10 protein-coding genes and 2 tRNA genes are annotated in these 12,123 nt (G+C 39.1%); 3 read left to right on the forward strand and 9 right to left on the reverse strand.

Annotated features, from left to right (window positions below; all coding sequences use genetic code 11):
• Window positions 1-379 precede the first annotated feature (379 nt).
• A tRNA-Arg gene (locus fad_RS07495) sits at window positions 380-453 on the forward strand.
• Between the two features lie 27 nt (window positions 454-480).
• On the opposite strand, the gene argF is transcribed toward fad_RS07495, so the two are convergent.
• The 4 genes from argF to fad_RS07515 form a co-directional block, all read right to left on the reverse strand.
• Window positions 481-1,386, reverse strand: a complete 906-nt coding sequence (argF, locus tag fad_RS07500) for an ornithine carbamoyltransferase (RefSeq protein WP_081142942.1) — start codon at window positions 1,384-1,386, stop codon at window positions 481-483.
• Between the two features lie 23 nt (window positions 1,387-1,409).
• Window positions 1,410-2,375, reverse strand: a complete 966-nt coding sequence (locus fad_RS07505; RefSeq protein WP_009886661.1) for an NAD(P)/FAD-dependent oxidoreductase — start codon at window positions 2,373-2,375, stop codon at window positions 1,410-1,412.
• A 67-nt stretch (window positions 2,376-2,442) separates the two neighbouring features.
• Entirely contained in the window at window positions 2,443-4,080 is a 1,638-nt protein-coding gene (thsA, locus tag fad_RS07510) for a thermosome subunit alpha (RefSeq protein ID WP_019841453.1), read from the reverse strand.
• Between the two features lie 79 nt (window positions 4,081-4,159).
• Window positions 4,160-5,713, reverse strand: a complete 1,554-nt coding sequence (locus fad_RS07515) for an FAD-dependent thymidylate synthase (protein WP_236940565.1) — start codon at window positions 5,711-5,713, stop codon at window positions 4,160-4,162.
• Between the two features lie 102 nt (window positions 5,714-5,815).
• Between fad_RS07515 and fad_RS07520 the strand changes: the two genes are divergently transcribed.
• On the forward strand, window positions 5,816-6,658 hold the full coding sequence (locus fad_RS07520; protein ID WP_009886664.1) for an NAD(P)H-binding protein: 843 nt from the start codon (window positions 5,816-5,818) through the stop codon (window positions 6,656-6,658).
• On the opposite strand, the gene fad_RS07525 is transcribed toward fad_RS07520, so the two are convergent.
• Together fad_RS07525 and fad_RS07530 are read right to left on the reverse strand one after the other, a co-directional pair.
• Window positions 6,653-7,120, reverse strand: a complete 468-nt coding sequence (locus fad_RS07525; RefSeq protein ID WP_009886665.1) for a DUF1940 domain-containing protein — start codon at window positions 7,118-7,120, stop codon at window positions 6,653-6,655. The two genes, fad_RS07520 and fad_RS07525, sit on opposite strands and share 6 nt — an antisense overlap.
• A 53-nt stretch (window positions 7,121-7,173) precedes the next feature.
• Window positions 7,174-7,246: transfer RNA gene (locus tag fad_RS07530), tRNA-Gln, on the reverse strand.
• A 61-nt stretch (window positions 7,247-7,307) separates the two neighbouring features.
• Here fad_RS07530 and aroC point away from each other — a divergent pair.
• Window positions 7,308-8,378: a chorismate synthase gene (aroC, locus tag fad_RS07535; protein WP_081142944.1), complete on the forward strand. Its 1,071-nt coding sequence runs from the start codon at window positions 7,308-7,310 to the stop codon at window positions 8,376-8,378.
• Here the strand turns inward: aroC and fad_RS07540 are convergent.
• The 3 genes from fad_RS07540 to fad_RS07550 all read right to left on the reverse strand — a co-directional run bounded on the left by fad_RS07540 (window position 8,373) and on the right by fad_RS07550 (window position 12,091).
• Window positions 8,373-10,100, reverse strand: coding sequence for a DUF2070 family protein (locus tag fad_RS07540; protein ID WP_009886667.1), 1,728 nt, complete (start codon window positions 10,098-10,100; stop codon window positions 8,373-8,375). The genes aroC and fad_RS07540 overlap by 6 nt on opposite strands.
• Before the next feature lie 58 nt (window positions 10,101-10,158).
• Window positions 10,159-11,223, reverse strand: a complete 1,065-nt coding sequence (locus fad_RS07545) for an ATP-NAD kinase family protein (RefSeq protein WP_009886668.1) — start codon at window positions 11,221-11,223, stop codon at window positions 10,159-10,161.
• A gap of 178 nt (window positions 11,224-11,401) precedes the next feature.
• Window positions 11,402-12,091: an HAD family hydrolase gene (locus fad_RS07550; protein WP_009886669.1), complete on the reverse strand. Its 690-nt coding sequence runs from the start codon at window positions 12,089-12,091 to the stop codon at window positions 11,402-11,404.
• Window positions 12,092-12,123 lie beyond the last annotated feature (32 nt).

Genomic DNA, 12,123 nt, shown 5'->3' on the forward strand with positions numbered 1-12,123 from the left:
AGAAAAATATCTAAAAGTACTACGAGTTCTTATACCTGCATGGTAATGGGCAGTCGCTCAATGACCAGCATAGGTATATAAGATACATTTTAATATTTCAGTTGCATATTAATTAATATGGGGGCCTTAACGTTGAAGATTGCAGTTGTAATAATGGCATTATTGCTTCTGGCAATGGTTATTTTCGGTACTATTTTTTATTGAAAATGCCGCGCGTTTGATAAAACATATAATATAGAATGGTGCCTGAGATTTATACGTTGATCCGCAGAAAGGCGTCGGATGTAAATATAATAAGCTAGAAAGAAAAGAGCACTGGAATTACTTATAGATTTTACAGACTCGCAAGAATTAAAATATGTTTATGTGATACTTGGAAGCCCGTGTGGGGTAATTTGGATATCCTGAAGGCCTGCGGAGCCTTAGATTCGGGTTCAAATCCCGGCGCGGGCGTTATACAGTAAGTTTCAGGCAAATAATTCATGATAGAACTGTATAAATAACCCCCTTTTCACTGTAGAGTCTGTTTTCTGCTTCATCAAAAACTACACTATGTATTCCTTCTATTATTTCATCAGTTACTTCCAGCCCCCTTCTTGCGGGGAGGCAGTGCATAAATATATAATTTTTATCTGCAAAATCGGCAAGTTCTTCATTTACCTGGTATCCCTTGAATAGTTTTTCTTTCTGGTCCTTTTCTTTTTCTTCGCCCATGGACACCCATACATCTGTGTATATAATATCGGCCGAATCTACCGCTGTTCTGGCATCCCTTAATATCTCTATCCTGCTGCCGGTTTTCAATGCAAGGTCCTTAGCCCTGTACAGTATATCTCTGTCCGGTTCACGGTGTTCCGGGCAGGCAACTGAAATGTCCATGCCTGTCAATGCAGCACCCAGAAGCAGGGAATTGGATACATTGTTTCCATCACCCACATATGCCAGTTTAAGATTTTCAAGCCTGTGCTTCTTTTCCATAATGGTCATAAAATCTGCAACAATTTGCAGAGGATGTTCCATATTGTCCAGTGCATTCAGTACCGGAACATCGGCATATTTTGCCAGTTCCCTGACATTCCTGTAATCATATGCCCTGTATGAAATAATATCCAGGAATCTGGACATGACCCTTGCTGTATCCGCAATAGTTTCACCATCGCCAAGGTGCATTTCATGTGGGCTAAGGTATATAGCATGCCCGTTGAGCTGTTCCATTGCTGCCTCAAGGGATATCCTTGTCCTTGTACTGGGTTTCTCAAAAATCATGCCAAGCAATTTCTTATCTGAAAATTTTATTGTCCTGTCCTTTTTCAATTTTATAGATGTGCCTATTATCTGATCAAAATCATTTTCCATATCTGCTACTGATAGAATGTCTCTTTTCATAGATGGAAAGAAAGAAAATAAATTTAAAACTTTTTATTTATGATATCGGTATAAAGCGTAATTGCGGCTTTGCTTCCATCGCCAACTGCTGTCGCTATCTGTTCTTCGCTTCCTGCAAGTACGTCGCCTGCTCCATATATGCCAGGAATATTTGTCCTTCCCTTTTCATCTGCTATAATAAATCCGTGCTTGTCCAGTTTAACCCCTATGTTTTTGAGGAACGATGTCTGTGGTATAACGCCAATATAGACAAATATTCCATCGAGGTTCTCTGTTTTTTCTTCCCCTGTAGCAAGGTCTTTGTATTTGAGTCCTGTAAGTTTTTTGCCATCGCCGATGAATTCTTCAGTTTCCGCGTTAAGTATGAATGGAATTTTCTTTTCGTCTATTGATTTTATATACGCATCCTCGCATTTTTTTATTTTTGAGTGTGCTATTATGGAAACGTTCTTTGCTATGCCCTTCAGGTAAAGTGCTGAGATAGCGCCGGAATTTCCGCCACCAATGACTGCAACGTTCTTGTCTTTGAAAAGATAGCCGTCACATGTGGAACAATAGGATATGCCCTTTCCATAATACTCGTCTTCGCCTTTAACATTCATCTTTCTATGGGTTGTCCCTGTTGTTACAATGATGGCTTTCGCTGTAAAGTCTGATCTGTTTGTAATTATCCTGAACTTATCCCCCTCCTTTTTAATATCACGTACATCAATTTCAGTGATAATTTTTCCATACTGGGCATAATGTTTTCTGAAATCTTCAGCCAGGTCTGCGCCCTCTATAGCTTTATATCCCAGATAATTTTCTACCAGAGGGGATACTGCTGTATTTCCTCCGGGAACTGATTCCCTTTCCAGTATAGCTACGCTCATACCTGACCTCTTGATGTAAACACCGGCTGAATAGCCTGCCGCACCAGCCCCGATGATAATTACATCATAATCAGTCTCATAATCCCTTTCAGTTGAACTAATGTTAAATTGCATCATTATAAATCACCTTTAAAACATTGTAAAATCGTATATATACTTTTAAAAAATAAAAAAATTATAAAAATTAGTATCCGCCCATGCCTGGAGGCATTCCGCCACCCATGCCGCCAGCTCCGCCCTGTGGGGCAGATGACTTCTTGCTGGCTATTACATCATCGATCCTGAGTATCATGGTGGCAACTTCCACAGCGCTTGATATTGCATGGGTTTTAACACGGAATGTGTCGAATACCCCTGCCTTTATCATATCTGTTATTTTGTTTGCTTCCATGTCAACACCGAAGTTTTTGTTTCCCTTCTCGTGCTCTGACTTAAGAGATATCAGAGTATTAATAGGATCCATCCCGGCATTTTCTGCAAGTGTCCTTGGAATTATTTCCAGGGCCTTTGCAAAGGCTTCTATGGAAAGCTGCTCCCTTCCGCCTACGCTGTTGGAATATGACCTTAGCTTCATTGCAAGCTCGGCCTCTGTGGCTCCTCCGCCTGGAAGGTATCTTCCATCTTCCTTTGTTATTGCAACAACCCTTATTGCATCGTTAAGGGACCTGTCGATTTCATCAACAACATGTTCTGTTCCGCCCCTGATAAGTATATTGACAGCCTTGGGATTTTTGCATCCTGTTACAAATGTCATCCTGTCGTCCCCTATTTTTCTTTCCTCAACGGTTTCGGCTTTTCCCATGGTTTCTTCGGTTATGTCATCAAGGTCGGTTATCATTTTTGCGCCTGTGGCTTTTGCAAGCTTTTCCATATCGCTCTGCTTTACCCTTCTGACACCGTATATTCCATATTTGGCAAGATAGTACTGTACTGTGTCGTCTATTCCCTTCTGGCAAAGGACAACATTGGCTCCTGATTTCTTTATCTTCTCGGCCATTTCCTTTAATGTGTCGCTCTCCTGGTCAAGGAATTCCTGTATCTTTGATGGGTCTGTTATCTGTACCTTGGCGTCTATTTCGGTTTTCTTTATTTCAAGTGCAGAGTTTATAAGTGCTATTTTTGCATTTTTTACAACAGAAGGCATTTTTGAGTGAACCTTTTCCTTGTCAATTATAAGCCCGTTTATGAATTTTGTATCTGCTGCGCTTCCACCGCTCTTCTTGTCTACTTTAATATTTGCGGTATCAACTATGATTTTATCTCCATCTGTTTCAGTAACAGAGTTTATTGCATTTACAACAAGGTCTGCAAGAAATTCCGGTGCAACTCCTGTGTTTTTCCCGGAAAGTGCTGTTATAGCTATCTTTCTGAGCATAGCATCATCCTTTGCACTTACAGACATTGCTAGAAGCTGTTTCCTTGCTTCCTCTGCAGCCAGATGGTACCCATCAGCTATAATAGTTGAATGCACTCCCTGGTCAAGCAGGGCTTCTGCCTGTTTAAGAAGTTCGCCAGCAAATACAACAACAGTTGTGGTTCCGTCTCCAACTGCTGTATCCTGGGATTTTGAAGCCTCAACAATCATTTTTGCTGTAGGATGGTCTACATCCATTTCTTTCAATATGGTTGCCCCATCATTGGAGATTATTATATCCCCTATTGAATCAACCATCATTTTGTCCATTCCCTTCGGGCCCAGTGTTGTCCTTACTGCATCTGCAATTGCCTTTGCGGCTTCAATGTTGTTTTTCTGGGCATTCTTACCCTGTTGCCTTTCTGTACCTTCCTTTAATATTAATATTGGCGTTTGACCTGACATCATAACAATCGATTCATAAATATGTTCTTCAATATAAATGTTTCTAAAATTAAAATATTTAAATTAAATGTATAGAATAATTTTAATCGTTTTCCCCGGATAATGTCTTTCTCCTGCTTTCTTTCTTTACCTCGGATGGCAGTCTCCCGAGCCTGTAATCCCCTGTATCAACAAATTTAATCAGTGTGGCAAGGTGCGGGTGTATTTTTTTAATCTCACTGTAAATATCAAGTGCAACCTCCCTAAGGTCGGGATGAACCTGCTGGTTGGACCTCAGTTCTATGAAATATGTTAATTCGTTAAGGTTTGAACTGAAAACTACCGGGTATTTATATGCATATGGAACAACGTACTGGGCAATTTTTCTTCCGGACCTGCCCATAATATCATTATACAGTATGCGCGCTTCATCCATTAATTCTACATATCTGGATCTGAGTTCAGGAATCTTTCCGAGATTTTCTGGAATATCGTATCCATATTGTGTGGATAAAGGTTTTCTGATTATTGAGAAAAAGCGGTGGCGCTGGAATTCCCTGAAGGCGCCGTAGTTCATATTTACTTCGAATGAGTAGGTTATGCCCTCAAAGGCCCTGCCAAGCTTATGCCTGCGATTTCCCCTCAATGATTCGAGTTCCTTTAGAATGCTGTACTGTTTTTCCGGTGGGATATCTACATTGCTGGAACCTGCAGAACTGCCATATAGCAACATTCCTGTAGCAAGGTCTATTGCCCTTTTTTCATCCATAAAATTTATAACTTTTATATCGGGCACCTTTGCTGTATCATTTGAAAAAGAGTTGCCAATAGAATCCCTCGCGTTATTATACTTTATCTGTGCTATTCCATGGGCAGATACAGCATCTTCTATAAGTTCCGGGAGCTCTGGCTCAAGCTCTCTGTATATTAATTCCCCGTATTTCTCTGCCTCAGGTGTCCCGTATGCCTTAAGCCTTTCTATAAGTGATATGAATGCACGCCCATTGCCGGATATGCCAATATTTGTCAATGTGGAAGCAGGCAGCAATGCCCTTATCTCATCCAGTACTGCAGACCTCAGGGAGGATTTGTATGACTTTGACAGTGTGTTTTCATCCACGGATTCCAGATTCGTGTATTTATAATTCTTTCCGCCGATTTCAAATGTGAAGTTTTCTATTGGATTTGCATCTTCCATGTATTTCATCATCTCAGGATAGGCAGCGGAATAAAAGTCAAAAAGATCGTTGCAGTAGCTGTTATACTTGGATTCCATGGCTCCTACGCCGGCATTCTCTCCCCGGAGAAACAGGTAGTTTCCATTAACTTTTTTGTTGTATTTCACATACCTTGATGATTTTTCCAGATATGAAAGGCCTATCCTCGGTTCCTCTATGACCTTGGTGACTATGTTGGAAACGTTCTGTATTCCCATCTGTGCTGTGGTTAATTCTGCAACTGATTCATCGCCATAATCCAGAAATATTCTCTTATAAAAATTGCTTGCCCTGTCAGGATTATTTTTAAATTCCTTCCCGTATACCTCCCTTATATCAAGATTTGCGGTTCTGCTATATCTTGACATGAGAGCTCCCCTGTCTATCATATCAGTCTTTATCAGGAAAACATCCCGGTCATTATTGGAAAAATCGTCCATGAAAATAGTATCAGTCCGGTGGATAAAAATATAACGATGCATATTAATTGTATTATGATAATAGCTATATAATATTTTTATATGGATAGTATATATCCCTTTATGAAATTGATAGTTTTAGGAGGATCAGGATTTGTTGGAAGCAACATCTTGAAGCAGATGGATGCCGAAGAAAAGGCTTATTTTTCAAGAAATAACTCGGATGAACTTGACAAACTTGGCATAAAATATATAAAAGGCGATGTAAGGGAATATGATGATGTAAAAAGTGCCATAGCCGACTACGATGTTATTGTCCATGCAATTGACGTACTTGCGGAAACAGAAGAGACACATGAAGACCTGTCATTGAAAGGGGTTAAAAATGTCGTAAATGCCATGCAGGAACTGAGGGGAAACAAGAAACTTGTATATTTTTCAGCCATAAATGCGGATAAGGGAAGCACGGACTATTTCAGGTACAAAAGGCTGGGAGAAGATAATGCAAACCTGCTCAAGAATTCATTAATAATCAGGCCTTCAACTATGTTTGGCCCCGGAGACAAATTTACGAAGATGCTTATTGAGGTTGCAAAGGGAAAAGTTCCCATGTTGCCAAAAAGTGGCAATATGGCTCCGGTACACATCAATGATGTTATCACGGTAATAAAAAATTCCATGGAAAGGTCAGGTACAATAGATATATGCTCCAGGGAACGCGTAACATTTGCTGATATGTTTAATATTGTACGTGCTAAACTGGGCATGCCACCGGTAAAGGAGATTTCATCTATTGTATTCAAGCCATTTGTCGGATCTTTGCAGAAGCGCGGACTGCTGACAAAGGAACAGTTTTACATGCTCCAGCTGGATTATTACAAAGAGAATACATCTTTATTCAGGTATGTCAAAGAGCCCATAACATTTAAAGATTATATAAATTCAACCGACATAAATAAATTATAAAAGTACGTTGCCCATGGCTTCGTTATTTATCATATTTATCAATTTTTGCATGAACTCAAGTGGGTATTCTGTTATATGATCTGAAAAATCAGGCAATTTTGACAATCTCCATAGATATGAGAGCGCTATGCGCAGATTTGATGCTGCAAGCACAAGGTACGCTGTATATTTATCACCATTATCCATCTTCTGATCAATATCAATCCATTCCTTTGTTTCCCGCCTCAGCTGCTTCCTTACATTATCGGCGAGAACGGTTTCATTATCGTATAAATTTTGATTCAGTGTGTCCAGTATATCCAGCATAGTCCTTAATTTTTCAACGTTTCTTGCCTCTGATACTGCAAGCCCTAGAAAAGATTTAACTATTTTTACATGTGATTCATAGAGAAAAAAATCATGGTCAGGGGGCAGGTTCCTGTCAATTAATTCACAGTATTCGCCTGATTGTTCGTCTTCCATAATAGTGAATTTAAATGTGTTTAATTAAATTATTCAATAAAATGTAACTACAATAGCTCCGGGCAGATTCGAACTGCCGTCTGCTGGTCCAGAGCCAGTAATGCTTGGCCACTACACCACGGAGCTGTGTATAGTTATTGCTATTTGATATAAAAATATTAATAAATTATAACATTATTGTGTCTGTATGTTTTCACTGGGCAATGAAATCAAGCTTACTGTTTTTGGATCCTCACATGGGCCTTACATAGGCGGCACGGTGGACGGGCTTCCTGCAGGATTGGCAATTGATCAGGAATTTATACAGAAGTGGCTTGACAGGAGAAAACCCGGGCAGAGCCTGATTACAACTCCGAGAAATGAGGACGATAAAATAGAAATAATTGGTGGAAGCAGGAAAGGATTCACAGATGGCTCCCCGCTTGCCTTTATTTTTAAAAACAAAGATTATATTGATAAGCATTATGATGATTTAAGGGACAATCCACGCCCCGGGCATGCAGATTTAACAATGTTTTACAAATATGGCGAATACAGGAATTATGAAGGGGGCGGTTTTTTTTCCGGAAGGATGACAATGCCGCTGGTTGCTGCAGGCGCTTTTGCAATGGGCGTTCTGAAGAGATATAATATAAAAATAGTTACATATATAAAATCCGCAGGGGGAATAAGCATAGACAATGAACCACAGGAAGATGAGGATTATGTGTATGGCTTCAGTACACGGATGCCGGATCGGGAAAAAGATTCATTGCTGTATAATAAGATATTAGAGTCCATAAAGAATGGAGATAGCATGGGAAGCGTGATCAGCACGCATATATACAACGTTCCGCCAGGAATCGGCGAGCCATTCTTCAATTCTGTTGAAAGCGAAATATCAAGGGCAATGTTTTCCATACCGGGATTAAAGGCTATTGAATTTGGTTCAGGATTCAAGTTAGGCAATATGTATGGTTCAGAAGCAAACGATGAATTTTATGCGGAAAATGGAAAAATACTCTCAAGGACGAATAATTCCGGTGGCGTACTTGGTGGCATCACAAATGGAATGCCGGTGGTGTTCAATATAGCCATGAAGCCCACATCCTCAATCAGAATCCCCCAGAAAACAGTAAACCTGAAAAGCATGGAGCCCTCTGAGGTGCAGGTAAAAGGCAGGCATGACCCGTTTATATCTTTCAGGGCGGTGCCGGTGATACAGGCAATGGCTGCATTTGTTATGCTTGACCTTATAATGTGCAGAAAATCCTTATAGATGCAAAACCATGTAGCGGAATGAAAAGGACGAGACAAGTATTGATATCAGCAAAATGAAAGCAATAGAATATTTAGCCTTGCGCAGTGATGCAATAACTATCTCCATGAGGTTATGGAATGCATTTTCTTCCCCCATTGTAACGGTTATATTTTCTGTATAGGTGCCTGCTGTTGCAGGTGACGCATCTTCAATAGCCTGCAGGACTGTCCTGTTTATAAGGTCTGCAACCACCTGTGGCTCACAGTGCATGCCCAGTGGGTTTATATCCAGTTCACTCACATTTACAACATGGTTGTCAGTTGTATAGATATCCATGTTTTTTACCCTCTTATCAACACCACTTCTTGCCATCTTTATAACTTCCCTTCCTATATTGTTGGAATCTGTAAGCACTATTACATTGTAATAATCATTGATTTTTATTGCCAGTACCTGAACTCCCATAGAAGCAAGGCCATCGATTTTTTCATAATTTCTTGCATAACCAATAATGGCAGGATATGTGGATCCGGTTGCTTTAAATTTTTCAATAAGCGGGTTTATTATCATGTCGCAGTTATCAAGTTCCTTAGCATCCCTGGTAAAGCTGTTCTGTGCATCAAGCAATGCAAAATTTTCTGCACCGTTTTTTTTCAGGGCAGCTACAACTTTCAAGCCTGCATCAATGGAGATATCGTCAAATTGCTTCTTAAATGGTATTACTGCCGAAATACCGGAATTTCCAAATTTCTGAAGTGAAACGTCATAACCATCCACATTAAATTTTACAAAGTCGGATACTGTATCTGAATATTTCATTTTTTTGATTGAATCCTTAACAGATTCCGCTATGTTTTTTATATCATTTTTCCCGCTGCAGTTATTGCTATTGGTAGTTGCGGTGTGGAATACCATAATATTGTCCCTGCCCATCTCTGAACTGATCTTTACAGGAAGGTTGCTTGTGCATAGATTCCCAAATGGACCAGGATGGACATACGGGAATACAAGGGTGACAAGGTCTCTGTTTTCCTTTCTAATATTTGTGGTAATGACCGGAATTTGCCTTTTCTTGTTATAAACATGGGTAAAGAATTTCTCGCCTATAGCCCCATCATTGTCCCTGTTAAGGAAAAAATCAATGAGTTCCGATGGGCGTGATTTATATTTCCTTGTGAATCCTATTGTGGTAAATACCAGGAATATATAGGAGAATAATACGTATATTACAGTTGCAGCAATAAGTGGTATAATGAATTTTATTGCAATTTTGCTTATGTCATAGAAAATTAAAGCTATGATTATATATGAAAATGTATAGTTCATTGATAGTGTTGCAGCCAGGTATATGTTTGATGGATAATAAATGTAAAGGACAAGAAATCTCAAAAAAGCCGGAAATGCAATAGCCAGTGCAAGGATATAGTATAAGGGCATCCGTATAACTGGATATAAAAGGACACCGATCCAGAAGAATAGTGTTACCAGTGTAAGGGATATAAAATCCAGATACATAATCCGGTTATTGTTGAATTTTTTATTGGTAAGCTTTATGGTTAAAGCATCCAGCAATAAGAAGAAGATGAAGGGCAAAATAGACATGAAGGAAAGTGCATCAAGATTTCTAAGTATAATGCCATCTATTAAAAATATAGCAATTATTGGAATCAGAAAATAATACCATTTTGGTGATTTTTTGATATACCTTGAGAGCCCTGCAAGGGTTTTTTCTTTCTGCACACCCGGGAATTGAAATATAACATATAAATTATTGCGATTTTTAGCTATTAGCACACCGTTAAAAATTTACCCTCATTATTTTAAATTGTCCGTAGCCAGTAAGTACCCTTATGAATTTTGGAACTGAAATATCTTTATCAGATATGTCTACAGCTAATCCGCTGAGGCTTATAAGTTTCTCCGGGGTGGATATAACTGATATATTTTCAAACCCTGCCTTTTTTATAATTCTGCCTGAAAGTTGCTGGTTCCCCCTGCCAAGGAGGAATCCCTGGCCACCTATAATTGATATTATTATATGCACACTGCCAGAAGCGGCATACCGGTATATGTCCTCCTCGCCTGCATCCTCCACTATAAGCTTTTTGCCCTTAACTATATCAAAACCAAGCATATTGGTATGGAACCCCAGAGATGTTGTTATAGCTTTGCATGTGGTTCCCGGGCCTATTATGTAATAAAAATCATTAACCATATTGTCAATAATATATTCTGCCATATCGTAGGAAGAAGATGGTGGATATTCCGCCTTTGAGGAACTGATTATTCCTGAAGAATCCGGAATTTTTAATGTTCCAAACTGTTTAACATCCAGTTTCCCGCTTCTATATTCATCTTCATTTATGTCTGCTACCCCTGCATCCTTGAGAGTTATCTCATTTCCGCAGAAATTATCGAATACATCTATTGCATGCTTTACATTCATAGAAAATACAGAGCTGTACATCTTTACACCGGCAGGTATTCCAAGCACAGGCAAATCTGTGCCTGACCTCAGGATATCCCTTGCCGTTCCGTCTCCGCCCAGGAAACATATAATATCGGCTCCTGCTGCCGAATGTATAAAATTTATTGTGTCCATTGCCGTTGTTGGATTTCCCGGAGAATATGAAATTGTGTATTTCAGATTAGCCTTATCCATTTCCAGTGCGCCCATTGGCCCATCAGGGACTATAAATTGTATATCCCTGCATTTAATTCCGGATAAAAATTCTATGGCACGGCCTATTGAAACAGATTCACCAATGTTCTGCAGATGCATATTGTCTGAACCCTTATTATTACGGATGCCTCCGTATCCGGCCAGAGGGTTAACAAAGAATGCTGCCACTTTTACTTTCATGTCCTACCACTTAATTTTATTGAGTTTTACTATCATATTTTGTTCTGGAGATTGCCATGGTACCCAGGTTATACTATTATATTATAGAATAAAAATTTTTACTGGCAAATCTTTCAATTGAATCCTTATAATATTAATAAAAACCGGTGTGGTACTACTATTAATATCTGTGGGCTTTTTAGCTGTTAAAAATCTCATGCACTGCCATTTTCTCTATTATGCCGTACAGATTGGTTGAATTAACCACAAAATCAGCTGCATCAACAAGCTTCCTGGTGCCGGGGTTAAATGCCACAAAATATTTTGACCTTCTTCTCATTGATAAATCCATATAGGAATCGCCTACGCTTACTGTCTCTGCAGGGGATATGCCATACCTGGATTGTATATCCTTTACATTAGTATCCTTCTTTGCAGGGTCCACATTTTTAATGAAACAATGGTTTTTAACATTGACCTCATTTCCAATAAAATTGTCTATGCCAAACAATTCGGAAAGGTACCCGGCAAATACATGGGAACCTGCCGAAACTATAGCTGTTTTAATATTACGATCCTTAAGGTATCCAATAGTCCTCGCTATATTTGATGTTACGTCGTTGAGGTTTAGATAGGTCATGATTTTTGTTTCTGTTAAATTTTCGTATAACCTGTCCGGCACTCCATTCTGGTATATGTAATCAAATGTTAGTTGCATTCCGGTGCCTGTAGTGGTTTTATTCATTGACCTGTTTATTATAACATCCCATGAATTTCTATTCTTTAACAGTACCCCATCCATGTCAAATACCATCAGCTTTATGTTTTCCAGATAGTCTGCTTCTGGATTTATATTCGTTTTCTTTTTTCTATCTACTATTTCTATCATTAAATATATATTATAACCATATATTAAGCATT

Source organism: Ferroplasma acidiphilum, from assembly GCF_002078355.1.
GTDB classification, from domain to species: Archaea; Thermoplasmatota; Thermoplasmata; order Thermoplasmatales; family Thermoplasmataceae; genus Ferroplasma; species Ferroplasma acidiphilum.

Excerpts from the sequence above, each read along its gene's own strand:
- argF (WP_081142942.1), bottom strand. The coding sequence starts at position 1,386 with ATGAAAAGAGACATTCTATCAGTAGCAGATATGGAAAATGATTTTGAT.
- fad_RS07505 (WP_009886661.1), bottom strand. The coding sequence starts at position 2,375 with ATGATGCAATTTAACATTAGTTCAACTGAAAGGGATTATGAGACTGAT.
- thsA (WP_019841453.1), bottom strand. The coding sequence starts at position 4,080 with ATGATGTCAGGTCAAACGCCAATATTAATATTAAAGGAAGGTACAGAA.
- fad_RS07515 (WP_236940565.1), bottom strand. The coding sequence starts at position 5,713 with ATGGACGATTTTTCCAATAATGACCGGGATGTTTTCCTGATAAAGACT.
- fad_RS07520 (WP_009886664.1), top strand. The coding sequence starts at position 5,816 with ATGAAATTGATAGTTTTAGGAGGATCAGGATTTGTTGGAAGCAACATC.
- fad_RS07525 (WP_009886665.1), bottom strand. The coding sequence starts at position 7,120 with ATGGAAGACGAACAATCAGGCGAATACTGTGAATTAATTGACAGGAAC.
- aroC (WP_081142944.1), top strand. The coding sequence starts at position 7,308 with ATGTTTTCACTGGGCAATGAAATCAAGCTTACTGTTTTTGGATCCTCA.
- fad_RS07545 (WP_009886668.1), bottom strand. The coding sequence starts at position 11,223 with ATGAAAGTAAAAGTGGCAGCATTCTTTGTTAACCCTCTGGCCGGATAC.
- fad_RS07550 (WP_009886669.1), bottom strand. The coding sequence starts at position 12,091 with ATGATAGAAATAGTAGATAGAAAAAAGAAAACGAATATAAATCCAGAA.